Origin of the sequence: Staphylococcus pseudintermedius (genome assembly GCF_034042775.1) — a bacterium.
GTDB classification, from domain to species: Bacteria; Bacillota; Bacilli; order Staphylococcales; family Staphylococcaceae; genus Staphylococcus; species Staphylococcus pseudintermedius.
The window spans coordinates 1,088,185-1,108,234 of record NZ_CP120150.1 but is presented as its reverse complement, the minus strand read 5'-3'; the positions used below and the strand labels follow the sequence as shown (position 1 = coordinate 1,108,234).

Sequence of the window (20,050 nt, the reverse complement as noted above, 5' to 3'; positions counted from 1 at the left end):
CCCCTTTTTAGAACAAGTCATCATCCCATGTGTTTTGCTCATCTTGATGGGTTTGGTAGTTTTTATCGATCACAATGGTTTCAATATTACCTACCGCTCTATCAATCATTTCTTCAAAATCAAAACCAGATTCATATTGTAATACTTTTTCAAATTGCGGCTCTGTCACTGGATTTTTCGGTGTGAAAATCGTACAACAATCTTCATAAGGTTGAATAGACGTTTCAAATGTGCCAATATCCTTTGCCTTTAGCACGATTTCTTCTTTATCTAATGACAATAACGGACGTAAAATTGGCGTGTTCGTGACCGCATTAATTGCATACATACTTTTCAATGTTTGGCTAGCGACTTGTCCTAAGTTTTCACCATTTACAATCGCGTCAGCTCCAATTTGATACACGACTTTATCGGCGATTCTTAACATCATGCGGCGTGTTGATGTCATCGTGTAACGTTCATGAACGACTTTATGAATTTGTTTTTGGACTTCTGTAAAAGGCACAATGTGTAAACGAATTGAACCGACTCTCTCCGCCATAATTCGCGTCAGTTCAATCACTTTTTCTTTCGCTTTTTCACTTGTAAATGGCGGACTGTGGAAATGAATCGCTTCAATCGTCACACCACGGCGCATCACTTCCATCCCTGCAACCGGTGAATCAATACCGCCTGATAACATTAACAGCGTCTTTCCTCCTGTTCCGACTGGCAAACCACCAATCGCTGGAATAATGCGGTCATACATATAAATCGCATCTAGACGGACTTCCACTTTGATTTCATGGTCAGGTTGGCGAACATCCACATGGAGTGATGTATTACTTTTAAGCACTTCACCACCGACCATACGTTGGATTGCAAATGTTTCATATTCAAATTTTTTGTCAGAGCGTTTCACTTCAATTTTGAAACTATCTCCCGCTTCATAATTTTGAGCGAATAATCGTGCGTGTTCATACACCGCATCCATCGACTTTTCCAACTTTAAAACTGGGCTGATTGAATGTACACCGAACACTTTCGATATACGTGTCATCATTTCTTCAATGTCAGCTTCTGGTTCTAATTGAATATACATGCGATCACGATTCGCTTTCACTTCATACCCTTTTAATGGCATGAGTGCACGTTTTACATTGGAACGCAACTGACTGACAAATGTTTTACGATTCCCCCCCTTTAATGTTAATTCTCCATAACGAACTAATATATGGTCATAAATCATTTTTCTAACAACTCCTCAACTTCTCTATATACTTGGTGAAACGCCACTTTAAACGTTTCAATATCTTGCATTGTCGTATGTCGATCAAATGACAAACGGATACTTCCTAAAATACGCGACACTGAAATGTTCATCGCTTTTAATACTTCATTGACATTCGAATGTTTGGACGAACATGCACTTGTCGTCGAAATCATAATCCCTTGCTTCGAAAAGGCATTGACTAATACTTCTCCTCGTACACCTGGAAATGCCAAATTTAAAATATGCGGTGATGCATCAACCGGTGAATTAATGACGACACCAGGATAATCTTGAATCATCTCACGCAATGCAGTGGTAAATGTCGACAATGTTTGTATTAAGGACTCACGTTGATCTTCCGCCAGTCGAATGGCTTTCGCTAATGCCACATCACTTGCGACATTGACCGTCCCACTACGCAAACCAAATTCTTGACCGCCACCTTGAATAATTGGATAAATTTGATGTAAGTTTTTTAAAATGAGTAAACCTTGACCTTTTAAACCATTAAACTTGTGACCACTCAACGATAAACTGTCAATCCCTGTCATTTGAATCGGCCATTTACCAAGTGCTTGTACCGCATCAACATGAAAATGTACTTTCGGATAAGGCTTTAAGCTTTCAACAATCTCTTCAATAGGTTGCATTTGTCCCATAATATTATTCACTTGCATGCACGTCACTAAAATCACATCATTGGTTAACAGTGACTTTAAATCATCAATGTCAATGCGCCCCTCAGTTGTCACATTGACGTACTTTAATATAAAACCTTCTCGCTCAAGTTCTCGCATAACTTCTAATACAGATGGATGTTCAAGTAACGACGTGATGATGGTACGTCCAAAATGCTTTTTCTGATGTGCTGCCCCTTTTAAAGCCATATTGTTCGACTCTGTTGCCCCGCTTGTAAATATAAGTGTTTCATCGTTTAACTTCAGCGTCGATTTAATTTGGTCTCTCGCATTTTGTAATAAACGCTCAACTTCTTGCCCTTTTTGATGTGGGCTATTCGGATTATAGAAAAACTTCTCGTTCACTTTCATAAAACTCGATAACACGGATGGATCGGGTTTCGTCGTCGCTGCGTTATCAAAATATAACATGTGCAGACTTCCTCTCTTTAAATTTCATTTTACATTGTACTACAAGTCTTGGGTCTGATGTCATATCCATTCGATATTTTCTAAATTTTTATCATTCCGGTAAACTTTTCGGATTGAATGGCTTCACTATACCATTTTCAAATGAACCCCATAAAAAAGTGCACCTATCATAGTTAATGACACTACGATAGATGCACGTGTTACTTCGCTGTTGCATTCATATATTAAGATTGTTGTTCTAACACTTCTCGTTCAATATGTTGTGCGATACCAGGCTCAAGTTGTTCGAGCGCTTGTTCTGAAATTTCACTTGAACGCTTGTAGCGGTTGTTTTTAAATAAACGTTCTGCCTCGTTCAAGCTCTTATCTAAATCATGATTGTCTTTACGATAACGGTTGCCGTATTGAATGAGACGTTCTGCGTACACCGCATTAATGAGCACATCGTTCGCTTCATCTTCAAATTTGTTCATTTGAAGCACGACTTTATTAACTTTATCCTTCAATTGTTGCACATTAATTGGTCGCTCACTAAAACGTTTATTGACGTCACGCACTTCATAATCAATTTCATTTTTCAAAATAATGAAACGTTCTGGCACGCTTGTTAAGTTTGAAGCAAGTAAACGACGATAAATTTCTTCTTTTTTACTTTGGACACGTAAAATATGTTCTTCTGCCTCTGCTTCATCTTCTCTTAGTGACACGAGATGATTTTGTAGCTTTTCTTGTTTCGTATTAATTACTTCAACATGGTCTTCAATATATTTCAAGTTATCTTGGACTTCGCTATAACGTACAGATGATTTCGCCATTTCAGATAAAATTTCGTCATACACTGAAATTAAATTTTGAATCTCATTTTCAAATTGACGCACACTTTGTACATCACTTTCATTGATATAATAATTCTCACGCACGTATTCAATTTCAGTTTGTAACGTGTAATTCATATCTTTGGCATGGAACAAATCATTTGTAATACGTTCTTTAGATTCTTCTACAGCATTTTTCGATTTAACTTCATGCTCGATTAAGTCATACATATCATCAAGGCGGTCATTAATTTGAGCCAATTTGTCATTCGCTTCATCTAGCTCAAGACGACTGATCATCGGTTCAACAAAGCTAAGCTCTGTCTTTAAGTCTTGTAATGTACTGTCGACTTTCACATGATCTAAATCATAACCTTCTACTTTCAAATCACGTACGCCATATTTAATATCTTGAAATTGACCAGGCAGTTCTTTTTGTGCTTCACGCATTAAATCAGGAATTTCACTCATATCTTCTTTTAAATAAGCAATATCTTGATCTAACCCTTGAATATGCGTGTGTGCTTCTTGGTAGTTACCTTCAGCTTTTAACGTCTCATACACTTCAAATTCTGGTTCAAAACCTTCAATTTCCTTTTCTAATAAACTTGCTGATTCACCATATTGATGACGATTTGCAAGGACATCGCGCTTCAATTTACGGTATTCATTTTTACTTCTTTCATAAATTTCATCGCTCTGTTGATGCATGTCGTATACTTCATCCGCTTGACTAATCAACTCTTGATGTTTCGCTTCGTACTGGTCCATTAAAGCATGTGCATCATCAATGTCCGTTTGAGCTAATGAAAACTTGAATTTATCTAGATTCATTTCTGCTTCATGGATTTTTTCATCTACAGGTGCCAAATAGTTATTTGTTGTGTCCGTCCATGATTGGTTCAATGTATCGTACTGATTTTTTGTTTCACCAGATAAGTGTAACGTTTTCAATTTCTCCAAACTTTCATCATACGACAATGCATTTAACTTTTCTCTTCTCTCTTCAGCAGATTGAATAATCGACCTTTTGTTTGATCGCATGTAAAATAAAACACCGATTGCAATCAAAATAACAATGATAATCGCTAGTATAATATATAATGCCATGTCCACTCGTCTCCTCCTAAATACATAAAACTATTATAACGTAATTTAAGGATGCATTAAAATAAAATCTTAAAATTAATTGCAGTTTTTTGCAGTTCTATCAAAATATCTCAGAAAATTGCGTCGTATTCAAGAGATAGCTTATAATATGGGATAAATTGATAAGAAAGTGAGTGAATTGAATGACAGAAACAACAGACTATCATCTCTTATCTCGTCAACTTGATGCGATGTTAGATGGAGAAACAGATTTAATCGCAAATTTAAGTAATGCTTCTGCGTTATTAAATGAAAATTTATCTCAAATTAACTGGGTCGGTTTTTACTTAATGAAAGATGAGGCATTAATTTTAGGACCGTTCCAAGGTAAACCGGCATGTGTTCATATCGAAGTCGGCAAAGGTGTATGTGGTACAGCTGTTGCAAAAAATCAAACGCAACGTGTCGCTGATGTGCATGCCTTCCCTGGCCATATTGCCTGTGATGCGAACAGCCAATCTGAAATCGTTATTCCAATTCATAAAGGCGGCGAAGTGATTGGTGTATTAGATATCGATGCCCCTATCCCTGCACGTTTTTCTGAAGCAGACGAAGCAGGTTTAGAAGACGTCGTAAAAGTACTAGAAACACACCTCTAAACCATTTATTCAAATTATGTTTGACTTTTACGTATAAAATGATACAATATCCTTTGTGTGAATAAACGAAAATAGCAGTTGAATATTAATAGGCGCTATGATGTTCCCAAAGCGGACGTGTCGTGTAACCGGAGCTATGAGGTGAGGATACATAAAACATTATATCCTATTGAGCATTCAACACTCTTTTTTGTTTTTTCATAACAACAAAAAAGAAAAAGGAGGAGTCACATTATGGCTCGATTCAGAGGTTCAAGCTGGAAAAAATCTCGTCGTTTAGGTATCTCATTATCAGGTACTGGTAAAGAATTAGACAAACGTCCTTACGCACCAGGACAACACGGTCCAACTCAACGTAAAAAATTATCTGAGTATGGATTACAATTACGTGAAAAACAAAAATTACGTTACTTATATGGTATGACTGAACGTCAATTCCGTAACACATTCCAAACTGCTGGTAAACAAGGCGGTGTTCATGGTGAAAACTTCATGATCTTACTTGCTAGCCGTTTAGACGCTATTGTTTACGCTTTAGGTTTAGCGCGTACACGTCGTCAAGCACGTCAATTAGTTGGTCACGGTCACGTAGAAGTTGACGGTAAACGTGTTGACATTCCATCATACACATTAAAACCAGGTCAAGTTGTTACTGTTCGTGAAAAATCACGTAAATTAGCAATCATCGAAGAATCAGTTGAAATCAACAATTTCGTTCCTGATTACTTAGACTTCGATGCTGATAACTTAACAGGTACTTTCGTTCGTCTTCCAGAACGTAGCGAGTTGCCAGCTGAAATCAATGAACAATTAATCGTTGAGTACTACTCACGTTAATCTGTTATTTTTCGGACACCAAGTATATACGTATGCTTGGTGTTTTTTGCGTTTAAAAATGTATCATAAGATGGCTAACAAAACGACCTTCCATATAAATTGCATCATCAGTAATCAATGCAGGCGTCACATACGACTTCGCATCTGTCACAGTTTTAACAATACCAGTGTGTTTGTCCTTTAATTTCGTTTCACCCAGTGCCACTTTCGTTTTTGCAGCTTCTGTAGGTGAGGACGTACCGCCACCACTAGCCGTGTCATCAGCAAAAAATTGTAAATTGAATTTCAAATTAAATTTCATCATCAAATCAACCTTTCTTAATTTAAAAATGTTTTCCAAGCTTCATCTGTTTTAGGCGCTTCAACATGATTCCCTGCAACGTGGTTTTGTGTCGCTTTACTTTCTAATTGACGCTGCACTTCCTGATTGACCATCGAAACAAAGCTATCTACAGCTTCTTTTGTTGCTTCTGCTGTATCCTGAACGACCATATTTAATAAAGATTCAGGGGCTTGCATGCCTGCCTCACTGAACATCGTCATTGCCTCTTGACGCATCTTGTATGACTCCAGTTGTTGTTTATAGTCATCACGTTCTTTTTCAGCCTTTTCAAGCTCGTATTGATGCTTTTGTTCGGCATTCATCTTACGTAATTTATCAGCTTCTTTTTGCTTTTCATTCAATTCATCTTGAATCTGTTGACGCATCTCTTTCGTACGACGTGCCATTTCTTCATTCACACGCTCATTCACTAACTTAAGTTGCGCTTCAGTTAACTGTTCCGTATCATTCGTTTCCTCAGTCGAATCACTATTTTCTACAGTATTATCCGTTTCCGTATTTTCCTCAGTACCTGCATCATTAAAAAATTGTAAGCTTAACTTTAACCATTGTTCTTTCATATTTCGCACCTCATTTAAATCTACTCTTGCAAGTTTTATGTCATTGCATGGTTTGGACTACACTTGCATCTTTTAACGCCATAAGCACGGTTTGGGCAATAAAAAAAGCCACTGCAATACAGTAGCTTAAAATTGGGTATAAAAAGAGCACCGAGATGAATGATTTACCACTTCATCCGGTGCTTAATCTAAAACTTCAATCGATTTAATTTGACTTTTATATATGTCGTATATTTGTATTCCGTCATCTAAATATATAGATTCTTCTCCCCTATTATTAGCTATTTCATCGTCATAATCATCAGCTTTACCAACAAATTGTTGACCATTCTTCAATTCTATCAATACATTTTTCCCCACATATGTCCATAGTTTCATTGTTTATCCTCCTTCAATCTTGGTACAATATGGGTTCCGGTTTTTGAGTAGTGCACCTTTCCCCATCTCGTTGCGATAAATTTACCATCAATGTATGCTTTACCGATAATTTTATCGAAGTTAATAATTTCTTTGTTATCCCAATTCCCATTAGTATCAGTTGTCAAATGACCTTTACTAGCTTTTTGTAGTACAAGTGAATTCAATTCACTATTGTCCAATATTGTATAACTCGGTATTGGAAGCCCTTTTTGTATATTTTTTTTCTTATAATCTTCATACAATTGATGACCTAATTGGTGTCGATTCTGCTTTTCAACGTTCAATTCAACTTTTATTTTACCACTATCAATGGCATCCGTCATTTCCTTTTTAGCTAAAAGTTGCTTCGTTTCCTCGTCACCCCTTAATCGATATTTCCCTTGTCTGTCTTTGAAGAACTTGTCACGCCAGTTACCTACATGTGGCACTGTCGTACTTCGACAATGGGGATGCATCGGCGGGGCATTGACACCAGGCACCATGTCTTTCACTTTAAACACTTTTTTATCATAATGACGACAGATTTTAGACGTCTTTTCATCACGTTTGGCCACAAACTCATATTCAGCATCTTTTCCTATCGTCTCTAAATAGTGCAATTTCTGCGCTTCTGTTTGAACGCGTGCAGCTTCGGTAATCAATAATCGTTTCGTATTAGCCACTGTCTGTTGTTGCTTCTTGCGTATCTCTGGCACAAACTCATATGGATGACGTCCCCGCAACATCACATGGCTTGCCATCCGCTCAACATCTTTTCTGAGTTCATCTTGATTGTTCCAAAGTCGCTCAGACCAATTCAGCTTGCCAAAGTTAGAATACACAATTGCTTCAACATCTGTCTGCTTTACATGCACATCAGCACCTAATATGCCCGCTTGATGTCTCAATGTACGTGTCACACTATCATGGAGATGTTTGTTAATCACGTTCTCTTGTTCTGCATAGCCTTTTGTGACAATCAAACCGAGCTCATGCTTTAATAACTGATCACGGTTTACATACATCGCTGTATTGTAGCGTTTAAGCTCTTTATTCGCCTCATCACTAAAATCTTTATTCTCTACATAGGCCTTAGCTTGCATTTGGAACGCTTCAACATCAAACTTATCCGCGATTTGCTTTGCTTCTCGCCAATCAATCCCCTCAGCTGTCGCCAATTTCCCATAATAGGCCAACAAGTTTTTGTAGATGTCCGCAATCATCATCGCAACGATACGCTCAATTTCAGCCACTTTCGCAGCATCTTCCAAAGTCTCAGATTGAATCGCTTGTTGAGCACGCTCTAACCAGTAATCACTCAAGTTCGACATCGTTCATATCCGCTTTCTCTTGCTGCAATGGCATGGCGTCGTGGTAGTCGTGATTTTCTGAGGCCTCTTGTTCCTCCGCTTTCACTTTTTCAAGTTCTTCTTTCGGGTTCTCAATATTCGGTAACCACGATAACAACGTCTCTTGACTGACACGGCCACCAAGTTTAATAAAGATGTCCGCGTATTCTGATAGCGATTGCGGGATGTTCGGCTTATATTCGATACGCATATGCGTCAAATCAATCGGGTCGTTCAGTTGATTTCTCACACTCTGAATAATCGCAAATCGACGTTTAAAACCTTTCGTCAACTGCCTTTCAATTGTTGAGCGTAACTGTTCAAGCCCGAATAACTTATATTTCATCGCCTCACCTGACTGCACACCGCCAAAGTTCTCATCTGATAAATCAGGCGTATTCGTAAACTTGTGGATGTCTTTTTGAATACGCTTCTTATACGCTTCAACACCCGCAACATCATATTGCTTGTAAATAAAATCCACATTCGCATTACCCATACGCCCTGATGCATCCGCTTTTGTCTTAGCGAGGATGATACGGGACTTACGCATCTTTTTCACTTCTTCAACATCTAAGTCCAAATGCCCTGTCTTTATTTTTTCAGTCTAATTATTATTTTCTCCAGTGTTATCTGTTTCCGTATTTTCCTCAGTTCCTGCATCATTAAAAAATTGTAAGCTTAACTTTAACCATTGTTCTTTCATATTTCGCACCTCATTTAAATCTACTCTTGCAAGTTTTATGTCATTGCATGGTGTGAACTACACTTGCTCTTATTTATAGCTATATACTATGAAATGGAGCAGGATAAACAAAAAGCTAAAGAAAAATGACAATTTAAATGTCAAATTCCTTTAGCTTTTTCATAGCATTATGGGACTATAATTGAATTATAATTATTTCGCACTTACCACTTCAATATCAATATTCTTAATGTCTTTACCACTAATTTGATTACCAGGTAATTGTGCATGTGATTTTAAATTAATTGTTTGTTTCTTACCATTATTCCAAGTCACTGTATATTTTGCTGTTTTAGCGCGATTAATATCTTTGTTAGACAATTGATATTCATTATTTAACGCTGATTTAACTTTTTGATTTAATTGATAAAAGTTAGTTACGTTCTTATTAGAGATATTTAAAAATGATTGAACATATGCTGTTTGACCATCTATTGTGACAGTATACGGAACACTTTTTACATCTTGTTTTGCAGTTTGGTTTTTAACTACGATATCAATTTGCTGAATATCTTTGACATTAAGCTTTTGCGCTGATAGTGCTGCATCATTTTTCAAACTTATTGTCTGCTTTTTGCCGTTTTTCCATGTAACAGTATATTGTGCTGTTTTAGATTTTTCTATTTGAGTAGCTGAAATTTTGTAATCTTGCTTTAAAGTTGATTTAACTTTTTGATTTAATTGCTTAAAGTTGCTAACGTTTTCATTTGATAATTTAAGATATGATTGGACAAAAGGTGTTGCGCCGTCAATTGTTGTTGAATACGGAATACTACTTGTCTTAACTTGATGATGTTGTTTGCTCGCTGCCTGTGCTTCATGATCAGTGTATAAAGATGCTGTAGATGTTAAAATTCCTAATGCTAAACCTGTAGCTAATAATTTTTTTGCTTTCATAATGAATAACTCCTTTTTTTAAATCATTTCTTACAATACCAACTATACACTAATTATTAAAACATACAATTAAAATGCTATTAACTCTTTTGAAAATAAAGCTTAAAAACAATTAATAATCATTTATTTTAAGTTAAAACAACTATGAAATAAACACTATACAAGGTGCTTTGTAAGTTGATTTCAATAGTAAGCATATCATCTGTAAAGCTAAACAATGATTGTACAACATCAATACTTCTTATCTTAGTATCCATAATAAATGGATTGAATACAACACCGTTGAGGGTGTGGTCAGTAAAGTTGTTAAAGAAAAAAGTTTTAATTATTAAAAAACTACTTACTTCTAACAACTAAGTACGCTCCATAAACAGATGTATTCACAATAACAGGTAATAAGCAATATATAAAAATTACAACAAAATTACCTTCAACTTTCCAAATGAAGAAAAATAAAACAATCAAAATAATACTAATAATTAAACCTAATACAGTTAAACTTCTAACATACTTGTTTACATTCTCTTTTGCATCCTTCATAAAATATCACCTTTATAAAAATATAAATAATATCATTATTGGATTACTACTATTATTTATCGCCTTAAATTCAAACACCCTATACGCAAAATGATAACCAATACTTCTAGAGACTCAAAAAGAAAAGCTCAAAAATGAGAATGTTGAAATAACAAAAATGATTGAAAAAGAAGATCTTGAAAGATTAATATCAAAAACAATGACATTATTCAATTAGAAAAGAAAAACAAAATGAACCTCAAGCAGTAGGGGTGAGATGGAATGGTAAAGCATATACATGTAGTATGGGAAGGTTTTATGCATGTGCTCATTATTGCGGAATGTGAGCAATTGTAAGCCCAATAGCAGGCGCAGGGTGTGAAGTGATTTGTGGTGCTGCATTCGCAACAGCATGCGCTCTTAACTAATTTATTTCAATTACAATATTAGCAGCGCTGTTTTGACTTCTGTTTAGGGTTGATTATCATCTCACATAGCCTAATTTTAATTGTCCAAATGACTTTACATCATCTTTTCTATTAATGTCACCATATAAAAGAAACACTTTTTATTTGGAGCTCCATCATATTGCTATATATTTAACGATGTTTTATCATATTCTTTTATAATTACATCATATTATCTTTATGAATAAAGGTTGTCTCATTGACGCTCTTTTGTAGTGCGACTTGTAAATGTGAGACATTAATGTTCAAACCTCAAATTGTTTAAACACAAATATCTCATATCTCAACCCACAAATGATAACCTTCAAGCGAAACTTGCTCTTTTTACATCATGTCGTATTTCCACTATACTGATAATGAACTTAACAAAGGAGGCGTGCAGAACTGATGAAAGTTTTTAATGAAGCAATAGTGAAAAATACTTACAAAATGTCTGATGCGATTCAAGACATTGAACAATTATTTACAGATATGGATGGCATTCATCTCGCTCAACGAACTGTGATTCCAACAGGTGATGGCGCAAAATCGATGCTTTACATGCCTTGTGTTCATACCGGACGCCAACTGGGTATTGTGAAAATCACGTCGATTACGCCAGAAAACCCGCAAAATGGTCGACCAACAACACAAGGTACTATCATTGTGACTGACCTTGAAACGGGTGAACATGTCGCAAGCTTGGATGGGAGTTATTTAACGCGTTTACGTACAGGCGCGCTCAGTGGTATTGCGACGAAATATTTAAGCCGTGAAAACGCGACAATATTAGGTATGATTGGCACAGGTGGTATGGCATTCGAGCAACTACTTGCAAATATTGAAGTGCGAGACATTGATCGCGTTATTCTCTATAACCGTACCATTTCTAAAGCAGAAAATTTTAAATCACGAGTGCTAGAGGCATTTCCAAATTTAACTGTTGAAGTGGTTGATGATGTTAAGCAACTTGTCGAACAAGCAGACATTATTAACTGCCAAACCCAATCTGCTGAACCCGTTTTTGATGCGGATACGATTCAACTAGGAACGCACATTAATGGCATTGGTTCGTATCGTCCTGATATGAAAGAAATTGATAATCGTATCTTACCGAGAGCAGATAAAGTCTTTTTTGATGATATTGAAGGCGTCAAAGAAGAAGCTGGTGAAATCATTGAAGCGAATGAAAAAGGTATTTTTAAATTTGAAGATGTCGACGGTGATTTAAAAGCATTGTCACTGAATGGCACACTTCAACGCACAAATGACGAGAGTATCACAGTGTTCAAATGCGTCGGTGCAGCACATTTCGATCTTGCTGTCGCTTTAGGTGCATATGAACGTTTAATTCAACAGTAATGATTCAAGGGCACGCATCTTTTAATTGGATGTGACGCCCTTGTTCTATTACAACTTAAATAATATATGCGGGGCATCGGAAATCAGTCCATCTACCCCTAATGTAATGAGTCGTTTCGCATTTTCCACCCGATTCACGGTATAAGGCATTACTTTTAATCCATGCTGATGTGCCCGCTTCATCAATTTTTTATTAATCAATTTGAAGTTAGGATTCGCATATTCAGCATATGTCGCAATCTCCTCTAATGGCGGTTGTTTAAAACGATATTGACGTAAACTGAGTAACACACCTAATCGAATGTACGGAGCCAATTGATGTAATTTTTGGACACTTTGTTGGTCGAATGACTGTAAAATAACCCGATTAAACGGAAAGTGATGTTGTTTAATCGTCGCAATAACCGCTTCTTCAATACCTGGATATTGCTTGGGTTTTTTAATTTCGATGAGCAATGTTTTAGAATAGTTTTTCGTTAACGTCAGCACCTCATCAAATGTCATGATTGCTTCAGGTTGACAGCCCTCTTTCCAACTTCCAAAGTCATACGTCCGCAATTCATCCAACGTTAAATCTTTAATCGCACCTGAATGAGTAGAAGTGCGGTCAATGGTATCATCATGAATTGCTACGAGGACTTGATCTTTGGTCATATGTAAATCTATTTCTAACATGTCAATATGCTTCCCTAACGCGGCTTGATAGGCTGAACGCGTATTTTCAGGATAAATGTTTGAAAGACCACGATGCGCAATCACTTGAAAGTCTTTCGTTGGTTTAAACAATTTGGTCATAAGAGTCTTCCTTTCAATTCTATCTTCTTTCTACTACACTTAACTTAACATAAATGATAAAGGAGTGAAGTGTTTTGATTGAACATCAATTTCCAGTACAAGTCACATGGCAAGGTGGTCGCAATGAAGTCGGCCAAATGCAAGGTGACGTTATTCAACATCGCGTCTCAATTCCCGCTTCACTCGGTGGCATTGGAACAGGTACAAATCCTGACGAACTTCTCGTGGGTGCTGCCGCAAGTTGTATGACGATTTCTTTAGCAGCTACGTTAGAACGTGCACACCTCACCGCTACTAAAATTGAGATGAATAGTTACGGCGAAGTACAATTTGATGGGCAACGCTTTAAAATGAACCGTATTGTGCATGAACCTAAAATTTATGTACAAGATGACACCCGACAAGCACAACTAGAAAAGCGTTTATTGAAGCTGCTTGCGATTGCGGATAAAAATTGTATGATTTCCAATAGCATCAGAGGTAATGTCGAAATTGAAGCGCATCCTACTGTCATTGTAGCCGCTGAACATTAATTTTAAACCATACTGAGTCATCTTTCGCAAGCTCGGTATGGTCTCTTTAAAAATTTTTTCTTCAAATGCCGTGATGATTTACAGAATTTTCACATCTTCTATCTATTAATATGTCAGAAAATTTGGTAAAATGTAAAAATATTACTGGAGGAGGTTTTCTATGTATACTCATCATTCATTACTTTTAACACCTGGTCCTACCCCTATCCCCCAACGTATCCAAGCCGCAATGAATTTACCCATGGTGGGGCATCGTTCACCTGACTTTGAACACATTGCTGAGACTGCATTTCGTTCATTAAAACCGATTTTCGGCAGTCAACATGATGTCATGATCTTAACGTCGAGTGGTACGAGTGCATTAGAAGCAAGTATGTTGAATATCGTCAATCCTGATGATCACATTCTCGTCATTGTGTCAGGCGCATTCGGTAATCGTTTCAAACAAATTGCAGAAACGTATTACGAACACGTCCACGTCCTTCAAGTTGAATGGGGTCAAGCGCTCGATGTCAACGAAGTGATCACAACGATTCAACATCTTGATGTCCCCATTACTGCAGTATTCACTCAGTATTGTGAAACGTCGACAGCTGTCCTTCACCCTGTAGCTGAACTCGGACATGCATTGAAAGCTCACAATGAGCACATTTATTTCGTCGTGGATGGTGTGAGTTGTATCGGTGCAGTAGATGTTGACCTTGAACGTGATCAAATCGATGTGCTCGTTTCTGGCAGTCAAAAGGCGTTAATGTTGCCTCCCGGTGTCGCTTTTGTAGCATATAATGATCGCGCATTGGCACGTTTCAAATCAGTAACGACCCCACGTTTTTATTTAGACTTAGCGAAACATCACGCTTCATTAGAGGCGCATTCGACACCATTTACCCCTAACGTGTCGACTTTTAGAGGGGTCGTTGAATATGGACAGATGGTTGAAGAAGAAGGATTTGAACACGTGATTCAACGCCACTATTTGATTAGAGATGCTGTGCGCGCGGCATTGCGACAATTGGAATTGGATTTACTTGTTGCTGATGATGACGCATCCCCTACTGTCACAGCCTTTATACCGAAAGATGAAGCAGAATTAAAACAGATTAAAAATGAATTAAAGTCACAATTCAACATTACGATTGCAGGGGGACAAGGTAAATTAAAAGGCCACATTTTACGTGTCGGTCATATGGGCTTTATTTCGCCATTTGATTTATTATCTTTTATCTCAGCACTCGAAGTTATTTTAACTCAGTATCGCCAGCATTCGTATATTGGTACTGCAACAAAAGTATTTTTGGAGGTTATTCATCATGAGTTATAAAGTTTTAGTCGCGGACCCTATTTCAGTAGAAGGGTTAAAAAGTTTAAATGACGATGCCGATTTTGAAGTCATCCACCAAACAGGTTTATCTGAAGCAGAATTAATCGATACTATTCAAGACTATGATGCTCTAATTGTTCGAAGCCAAACGACAGTGACTGCGGACATTTTGAAAGCAGGCCAAAAATTAAAAGTTGTTGCTCGCGCGGGTGTCGGTGTCGACAATATCGATACGGAAACTGCGACAAAAGAAGGTATTATCGTCATTAATGCACCTGATGGCAATACGATTTCTGCTACAGAACATTCTGTCGCTATGATTTTAAGTATGGCACGGAATATTCCACAAGCCCACGCTTCACTTAGTCATGGTGAATGGGATCGTAAAACATTTCGTGGGACTGAATTGTATCAAAAAACGCTCGGTGTCATTGGTACCGGTCGTATCGGTACAGGTGTCGCAAAACGTTTACAAAGCTTTGGGATGCGCGTTCTAGCCTATGATCCTTATTTAAGTGAGGAAAAAGCGAAAGAGTTAGAATTTACGAGAGCAACAGTAGATGAAATCGCACAACAAGCAGACTTTGTGACCGTGCATACACCGCTTACAGAAAAAACAAAAGGGATCGTTAATGCCAACTTTTTCAATCAAGCCAAGCCGAACTTGCAGATTATTAACGTAGCACGTGGCGGTATCATTGAAGAAAATGCATTAATTGATGCGTTAGATCAAAACAAAATTGCCGGTGCTGCATTGGATGTCTTTGAAAACGAACCTGCAATTGATTCACCGGTAACGAAACACCCAAAAATCATTGTCACACCTCATTTAGGCGCGTCTACACTTGAGGCACAAGAAAAAGTAGCGGTGTCTGTTGCACAGGAAATTATCGACATTATTAAACATGAAAATGTCGCCAACGCAGTCAATGCGCCAAGTGGTGTATTCAATGAAGATGAAGAGCTTAAACCTTTTGTCGATTTGGCTAAAACGACAGGTAAAGTCGGCATTCAACTCCTTCCAAAAGCCCCTCGTACGCTTAAGATTACATATGCGGGCGACATCGCGTTAGATGATACAAGTCTCATCACGCGGACACTCGTTAAAGGTGTACTCGAACAAGATATGGGCGATCACGTGAACTTAATTAATGCGCTCGTGTTATTAAATGAACAAAATGTGACGTATACGATTGAAAAAACGAAAAAGAAAAAAGGATTCAGTAATTATATCGAGCTAGAACTCATCAATAAAGGAGATGTGGTGAAGATTGGTGCAACGGTATTAAATGGTTTTGGTCCTCGCATAGTACGGATTAATGACTATCCTGTTGACTTTAAACCGGAACATTATCAGCTCGTTATCCATCATTTTGACCGCCCTGGCATTGTCGGTAAAACAGGACAAATTTTAGGTGAGCACGGTGTCAACATTGCTTCTATGCATTTAGGTCGTTCTCAAATTGGTGGCGATGCGATGATGATCTTATCTATCGACCATCCGATTAACGAAACTGTTCGTGAAGCATTATTAAAAATCGACGGCTTCCAAAGCGTTTTACAAGTCACACTAGATGAATCATAAATTTCATGAGTAGAGGCTGGGAAAATTGTGTTCCCAGCCTCTTCGTTATCATTATAATAAGACTTTTTGAATGTCTAACACATTATCGACGATGATTTCCGCTCCGTGTGCCCTTAATTCTGCTTCAGCGGACTTCCCTTTCAAGCCCGTCAATGTCCCGATAAATTGTGCATTAACTGTTTGCGCACTGAACAAATCCGCAAGTGAATCGCCGACAATCGTGACTTTCTCAGGATCCATTCGATTCGTTTGGTTCGTAGCATAATCGTAATAGTCTTGTTTTTGATTACCATTGAATGCTGCAATATAACTAAATGGGTTCGGCTTTCCGAGTGGTTTTAACTCCGGATATCGTGTTTCCACCTCTAACACTTCACTCGCTGAAACAATAAACGCGTCATCAAAATAGGACAATAAATCCAATGTTTCAAAAGGCACAAGCGTTTCTGTTCGTGGTCGCCCTGTCGCGATAGCCAATTGGTAACCTGCCGCTTTTAAATTTGTTAACAACTGTTTGATATCCTCTATCGGTGCCAATGCGATTTCATGATAAATGTATCCGCGCTTATAATCGGTTTTCGCTACTTTTTGTTCAACTTCTTCATAAAGTGCTGTCCCTAGATACCACTCTTGATAAATTTCTTGTGCTAACTGCCATAACGGACTATTAATATCAAAAAGTGTTGCTTCCTCAACATTAAGTTCTGTCATCGCGTAACTTTGTAGTGATTGATAAATTTGTGAACGTCCTTCTGAACCATTTTCAATAAATTGAAGCGGTCGTTCATAATTGATAATGCTATTTGTAAGTTGTTGACCAACTTTCCGCAAAGTCGTCTCATCGAATTGTACAGAATTTAAAAAATCTATGCGTGCCTCATGTGATATCTGTTTTAAACATTCAATAAAATGCACCGAAAACACTACAAATAACATATCCCAGTTCGAATTTATCCCCATAGATTTTAACCGGTTTAAAATCACATCGTTTTTAAATAATGTTGCACGAATGTCAGTGATTTCTACGTCCGTCAACTGTGACAAATCTATATGTGACTTTAATCCCAAATAATCCGTACTATATAACAATTCGTACACCGTTAAAGCTGAAACGTCAAAACAACGTGATTCATCTAAAAACACGCCATCCACGTCAAAAAGTATCGCTTTCGTCATACTTAGACCCTCCATTGCAGAAAATTCAGATAAAAACATTATAACATGAATGACTCAAGATGCGTAAACATGATTTTATACACCAAGAATTTCCATCTTGTTATGGTACAATCATTCATGAGAAACACCCACACTATCCAATTTGATATGACATTGAAAAATAAAAATAGCGATACAAGTCATCATAACTCATATCGCTTTATCATCTTATTTATTTCTTACATAAACATTTAATTCGTCTTGCAACTGTTTCGTACGCGCACTGATTTGCTGCGTCACATAATCCACTTTCTCTTGGCGATTTAAATCTTTTGGAAGATCTGTCGTATCAATCGGTTCGCCAAACTTAATGTAAGCTTTGCCAGTAAATAAACCGAGCAATTTCGTTGGACCAACATAGGCAGCTGGTAAAATCGGTTGTTTCGCTAAAATCGCAATCGTCGCAGCACCACGTTTTAAAGGTGTTTCTCCTGTCGTACGATGCCCTTGTGGAAAAATACCTACAATTTTATTGTCTCTTAATAATTTTACCGGTGTTTTCAAAGTACTTGGCCCAGGATTTTCACGATTTACTGGAAAGGCATTTAATCGTGTTAATAATCCGCCAAAATATTTGTTTTTAAATAACTCTTGCTTTGCCATGTAGTGAATTTGATTTGGCAATAATGATACACCTAACAATATGATTTCGTTATAACTTTCATGATTACACGTCACGACATAACGATTCGTCTTAGGTTGATGTTCTCGCCCTATCACTTCTAAATTTTTCAAAACTTTCACTACGATAAGCTCAAAGATCTTGCCGATAATATGATATAACATGTTCACACCTGCTTTTACTTTAGATTAATCCTTTAAATTCTATCATCTCCATACCTTTTCAACAAGCATTCTCTAAAATCGGTCTAAAGTTGGATAGTATCCTACTGGTAAATCGTTGAAAAATTTATCATAATATGATTAAAGGAGGAATTTTATGCGAGAAAACGATAATGAACAACAACCTAAAGAACAACAAGAAATGCATCAAAACAAACAGATAGATGATGGTCAACGTGCTTCATCTTATCGTACGTCACCCCCTCCAAGGCAACCTCATTTCCCATGGCTTAAAGTGATTCTCGTTTCACTACTTGCTGGTATTTTAGGTGCGCTCATTGTAGTCGGGGCTACGGGCGGCTTTTCAAACATCTTTCCTTGGGGCAATCAAAATGGCTCGGATGTCAAAGTAGCAAGTGATCAAAAAGGTGGTAATTCGCTTGATGGCAAAAGTCATAAATACAAATCAGTGCACGAGATGATCAATGACCAAGCACCCGCCATTGTAGGTGTCATCAACGAACAACGCGCCCAAAATTTAGGTGATTTATTACAAGGCAAATCTGCTAAAGCTGAACCCACAGGTATCGGTTCGGGTGTCGTTTATGAAAAAAATAATGGCGATGCCTTTATAGTTACAAACAACCATGTTATTGAAGGTGCTTCTTCAATTAAAGTTCATTTACACAATTCTAAACAAGTCGATGCGAAACTTGTCGGTACAGACCCATTGACAGATATTGCAGTACTTAAAATTAAAGACAGAGACGATATTAAAGCCATCACATTTGGCGATTCATCAAAAGTTAAAACAGGCGATTCTGTTTTCGCGATGGGTAATCCACTTGGACTCGAATTTGCGAATACCGTGACTTCAGGTATTATTTCTGCAAGTGAACGAACAATTGAAGCGGATACGTCTGCAGGTGCAAACAAAGTGACAGTGCTTCAAACAGATGCAGCGATTAACCCTGGTAACTCAGGCGGTGCATTAGTTGATATTGATGGTAACCTTGTCGGTATTAACTCAATGAAAATTGCAGCACCACAAGTTGAAGGTATTGGGTTTGCGATTCCAAGTAATGAAGTGAAATTGATTATTGGTGAACTCGTGAAACACGGTGAAGTCAAACGTCCTTCTATCGGTATCGGCATGATTAATGTTGCGGATATTCCAGAACAATATAAAACAAATAGTGGCGTAGATTCTGGTGTGTATGTTGCTCAAGTACAAAGACGTGGCATTGATATTGAAAAAGGCGACATCATCGTTTCCATAGACGGCCATAAAGTCGAAAATGATACAGATTTAAGATCTTATCTCTACAAAGATAAAAAACCTGGTGATCATATTACACTCAAAGTCAACCGCAATGGTAAAACAAAAGATGTTGATGTTACATTAACAGAATCAAATTCATCTTCATAAAAGGTATA

The 20,050-nt window shown here is 37.4% G+C and carries 21 protein-coding genes; 8 read left to right on the top strand and 13 right to left on the bottom strand.

Annotated features, from left to right (window positions below):
* Nucleotides 1-7 precede the first annotated feature (7 nt).
* The 3 genes from thiI to ezrA all read right to left on the bottom strand — a co-directional run bounded on the left by thiI (nucleotide 8) and on the right by ezrA (nucleotide 4,286).
* Nucleotides 8-1,228, bottom strand: coding sequence for a tRNA uracil 4-sulfurtransferase ThiI (thiI, locus tag P3U61_RS05255; protein WP_065354172.1), 1,221 nt, complete (start codon nucleotides 1,226-1,228; stop codon nucleotides 8-10).
* Nucleotides 1,225-2,361, bottom strand: coding sequence for a cysteine desulfurase family protein (locus P3U61_RS05250; protein WP_014613657.1), 1,137 nt, complete (start codon nucleotides 2,359-2,361; stop codon nucleotides 1,225-1,227). The genes thiI and P3U61_RS05250 overlap by 4 nt, the downstream gene beginning before the upstream one ends.
* Before the next feature lie 224 nt (nucleotides 2,362-2,585).
* Entirely contained in the window at nucleotides 2,586-4,286 is a 1,701-nt protein-coding gene (ezrA, locus tag P3U61_RS05245; RefSeq protein ID WP_014613656.1) for a septation ring formation regulator EzrA, read from the bottom strand.
* Between the two features lie 182 nt (nucleotides 4,287-4,468).
* Between ezrA and P3U61_RS05240 the strand changes: the two genes are divergently transcribed.
* Together P3U61_RS05240 and rpsD are read left to right on the top strand one after the other, a co-directional pair.
* Nucleotides 4,469-4,924 carry a GAF domain-containing protein gene (locus tag P3U61_RS05240; protein ID WP_063278930.1) on the top strand — a complete coding sequence of 152 codons (456 nt, stop codon included), beginning with the start codon at nucleotides 4,469-4,471 and terminating at the stop codon, nucleotides 4,922-4,924.
* Nucleotides 4,925-5,158: 234 nt separating this feature from the next.
* A complete protein-coding gene (gene rpsD, locus P3U61_RS05235) occupies nucleotides 5,159-5,761 on the top strand; it encodes a 30S ribosomal protein S4 (RefSeq protein WP_014613654.1) in 603 nt (200 codons plus the stop codon).
* Between the two features lie 52 nt (nucleotides 5,762-5,813).
* On the opposite strand, the gene P3U61_RS05230 is transcribed toward rpsD, so the two are convergent.
* The 7 genes from P3U61_RS05230 to P3U61_RS05200 all read right to left on the bottom strand — a co-directional run bounded on the left by P3U61_RS05230 (nucleotide 5,814) and on the right by P3U61_RS05200 (nucleotide 10,594).
* Nucleotides 5,814-6,062: a hypothetical protein gene (locus P3U61_RS05230; RefSeq protein WP_226957565.1), complete on the bottom strand. Its 249-nt coding sequence runs from the start codon at nucleotides 6,060-6,062 to the stop codon at nucleotides 5,814-5,816.
* 17 nt (nucleotides 6,063-6,079) lie between these two features.
* On the bottom strand, nucleotides 6,080-6,664 hold the full coding sequence (locus P3U61_RS05225; RefSeq protein ID WP_063284423.1) for a DUF4355 domain-containing protein: 585 nt from the start codon (nucleotides 6,662-6,664) through the stop codon (nucleotides 6,080-6,082).
* 183 nt (nucleotides 6,665-6,847) lie between these two features.
* Nucleotides 6,848-7,042, bottom strand: coding sequence for a hypothetical protein (locus P3U61_RS05220; RefSeq protein ID WP_063284424.1), 195 nt, complete (start codon nucleotides 7,040-7,042; stop codon nucleotides 6,848-6,850).
* Nucleotides 7,039-8,394: a polymorphic toxin type 50 domain-containing protein gene (locus P3U61_RS05215; protein WP_063284425.1), complete on the bottom strand. Its 1,356-nt coding sequence runs from the start codon at nucleotides 8,392-8,394 to the stop codon at nucleotides 7,039-7,041. Before P3U61_RS05215 ends, P3U61_RS05220 begins: the two co-directional genes overlap by 4 nt.
* Entirely contained in the window at nucleotides 8,378-8,965 is a 588-nt protein-coding gene (locus tag P3U61_RS05210) for a phage portal protein (protein WP_199274411.1), read from the bottom strand. Before P3U61_RS05210 ends, P3U61_RS05215 begins: the two co-directional genes overlap by 17 nt.
* Nucleotides 8,966-9,310: 345 nt before the next feature.
* The gene (locus P3U61_RS05205) at nucleotides 9,311-10,054 is read right to left on the bottom strand and encodes an MAP domain-containing protein (RefSeq protein ID WP_015729316.1); all 744 of its coding nucleotides are present in this window, start codon (nucleotides 10,052-10,054) and stop codon (nucleotides 9,311-9,313) included.
* A gap of 336 nt (nucleotides 10,055-10,390) precedes the next feature.
* A complete protein-coding gene (locus P3U61_RS05200) occupies nucleotides 10,391-10,594 on the bottom strand; it encodes a hypothetical protein (RefSeq protein WP_063284427.1) in 204 nt (67 codons plus the stop codon).
* Nucleotides 10,595-10,845: 251 nt separating this feature from the next.
* Between P3U61_RS05200 and P3U61_RS05195 the strand changes: the two genes are divergently transcribed.
* Together P3U61_RS05195 and P3U61_RS05190 are read left to right on the top strand one after the other, a co-directional pair.
* Nucleotides 10,846-10,920 (top strand): hypothetical protein, encoded by a 75-nt coding sequence (locus P3U61_RS05195; RefSeq protein WP_228064258.1) that lies wholly within the window; start codon nucleotides 10,846-10,848, stop codon nucleotides 10,918-10,920.
* 507 nt (nucleotides 10,921-11,427) lie between these two features.
* Nucleotides 11,428-12,381, top strand: a complete 954-nt coding sequence (locus tag P3U61_RS05190; RefSeq protein WP_063284428.1) for an ornithine cyclodeaminase family protein — start codon at nucleotides 11,428-11,430, stop codon at nucleotides 12,379-12,381.
* A gap of 48 nt (nucleotides 12,382-12,429) precedes the next feature.
* On the opposite strand, the gene P3U61_RS05185 is transcribed toward P3U61_RS05190, so the two are convergent.
* Nucleotides 12,430-13,176 (bottom strand): glycerophosphodiester phosphodiesterase, encoded by a 747-nt coding sequence (locus P3U61_RS05185; RefSeq protein WP_014613645.1) that lies wholly within the window; start codon nucleotides 13,174-13,176, stop codon nucleotides 12,430-12,432.
* Nucleotides 13,177-13,250: 74 nt separating this feature from the next.
* Here P3U61_RS05185 and P3U61_RS05180 point away from each other — a divergent pair, with 74 nt between their 5' ends.
* The 3 genes from P3U61_RS05180 to serA all read left to right on the top strand — a co-directional run bounded on the left by P3U61_RS05180 (nucleotide 13,251) and on the right by serA (nucleotide 16,615).
* Entirely contained in the window at nucleotides 13,251-13,709 is a 459-nt protein-coding gene (locus tag P3U61_RS05180) for an SACOL1771 family peroxiredoxin (protein WP_015729320.1), read from the top strand.
* Nucleotides 13,710-13,869: 160 nt separating this feature from the next.
* Entirely contained in the window at nucleotides 13,870-15,030 is a 1,161-nt protein-coding gene (locus P3U61_RS05175) for a pyridoxal-phosphate-dependent aminotransferase family protein (RefSeq protein WP_096533591.1), read from the top strand.
* Entirely contained in the window at nucleotides 15,020-16,615 is a 1,596-nt protein-coding gene (serA, locus tag P3U61_RS05170; protein ID WP_014613642.1) for a phosphoglycerate dehydrogenase, read from the top strand. The genes P3U61_RS05175 and serA overlap by 11 nt, the downstream gene beginning before the upstream one ends.
* 51 nt (nucleotides 16,616-16,666) lie before the next feature.
* On the opposite strand, the gene P3U61_RS05165 is transcribed toward serA, so the two are convergent.
* Both P3U61_RS05165 and P3U61_RS05160 read right to left on the bottom strand, forming a co-directional pair.
* On the bottom strand, nucleotides 16,667-17,791 hold the full coding sequence (locus P3U61_RS05165; protein ID WP_100006684.1) for an HAD family hydrolase: 1,125 nt from the start codon (nucleotides 17,789-17,791) through the stop codon (nucleotides 16,667-16,669).
* Between the two features lie 207 nt (nucleotides 17,792-17,998).
* Nucleotides 17,999-18,616, bottom strand: coding sequence for a lysophospholipid acyltransferase family protein (locus tag P3U61_RS05160; RefSeq protein ID WP_100006685.1), 618 nt, complete (start codon nucleotides 18,614-18,616; stop codon nucleotides 17,999-18,001).
* Between the two features lie 154 nt (nucleotides 18,617-18,770).
* On the opposite strand from P3U61_RS05160, the gene P3U61_RS05155 reads away from it, so the two are divergent.
* Complete coding sequence (locus tag P3U61_RS05155) at nucleotides 18,771-20,042, top strand: S1C family serine protease (protein WP_020219646.1); 1,272 nt, start codon at nucleotides 18,771-18,773, stop codon at nucleotides 20,040-20,042.
* The last annotated feature ends 8 nt before the right edge of the window (nucleotides 20,043-20,050 follow it).

What these genes read in the sequence shown, in the direction of transcription:
- P3U61_RS05225 (WP_063284423.1), bottom strand. Translation starts at nt 6,664, where the DNA reads ATGAAAGAACAATGGTTAAAGTTAAGCTTACAATTTTTTAATGATGCA.
- P3U61_RS05200 (WP_063284427.1), bottom strand. Translation starts at nt 10,594, where the DNA reads ATGAAGGATGCAAAAGAGAATGTAAACAAGTATGTTAGAAGTTTAACT.
- P3U61_RS05190 (WP_063284428.1), top strand. Translation starts at nt 11,428, where the DNA reads ATGAAAGTTTTTAATGAAGCAATAGTGAAAAATACTTACAAAATGTCT.
- P3U61_RS05205 (WP_015729316.1), bottom strand. Translation starts at nt 10,054, where the DNA reads ATGAAAGCAAAAAAATTATTAGCTACAGGTTTAGCATTAGGAATTTTA.
- P3U61_RS05215 (WP_063284425.1), bottom strand. Translation starts at nt 8,394, where the DNA reads ATGTCGAACTTGAGTGATTACTGGTTAGAGCGTGCTCAACAAGCGATT.
- P3U61_RS05165 (WP_100006684.1), bottom strand. Translation starts at nt 17,791, where the DNA reads ATGACGAAAGCGATACTTTTTGACGTGGATGGCGTGTTTTTAGATGAA.
- thiI (WP_065354172.1), bottom strand. Translation starts at nt 1,228, where the DNA reads ATGATTTATGACCATATATTAGTTCGTTATGGAGAATTAACATTAAAG.
- P3U61_RS05230 (WP_226957565.1), bottom strand. Translation starts at nt 6,062, where the DNA reads ATGAAATTTAATTTGAAATTCAATTTACAATTTTTTGCTGATGACACG.
- P3U61_RS05175 (WP_096533591.1), top strand. Translation starts at nt 13,870, where the DNA reads ATGTATACTCATCATTCATTACTTTTAACACCTGGTCCTACCCCTATC.
- serA (WP_014613642.1), top strand. Translation starts at nt 15,020, where the DNA reads ATGAGTTATAAAGTTTTAGTCGCGGACCCTATTTCAGTAGAAGGGTTA.
- P3U61_RS05185 (WP_014613645.1), bottom strand. Translation starts at nt 13,176, where the DNA reads ATGACCAAATTGTTTAAACCAACGAAAGACTTTCAAGTGATTGCGCAT.
- P3U61_RS05220 (WP_063284424.1), bottom strand. Translation starts at nt 7,042, where the DNA reads ATGAAACTATGGACATATGTGGGGAAAAATGTATTGATAGAATTGAAG.
- ezrA (WP_014613656.1), bottom strand. Translation starts at nt 4,286, where the DNA reads ATGGCATTATATATTATACTAGCGATTATCATTGTTATTTTGATTGCA.
- rpsD (WP_014613654.1), top strand. Translation starts at nt 5,159, where the DNA reads ATGGCTCGATTCAGAGGTTCAAGCTGGAAAAAATCTCGTCGTTTAGGT.
- P3U61_RS05250 (WP_014613657.1), bottom strand. Translation starts at nt 2,361, where the DNA reads ATGTTATATTTTGATAACGCAGCGACGACGAAACCCGATCCATCCGTG.
- P3U61_RS05155 (WP_020219646.1), top strand. Translation starts at nt 18,771, where the DNA reads ATGCGAGAAAACGATAATGAACAACAACCTAAAGAACAACAAGAAATG.
- P3U61_RS05160 (WP_100006685.1), bottom strand. Translation starts at nt 18,616, where the DNA reads ATGTTATATCATATTATCGGCAAGATCTTTGAGCTTATCGTAGTGAAA.
- P3U61_RS05210 (WP_199274411.1), bottom strand. Translation starts at nt 8,965, where the DNA reads ATGCGTAAGTCCCGTATCATCCTCGCTAAGACAAAAGCGGATGCATCA.
- P3U61_RS05240 (WP_063278930.1), top strand. Translation starts at nt 4,469, where the DNA reads ATGACAGAAACAACAGACTATCATCTCTTATCTCGTCAACTTGATGCG.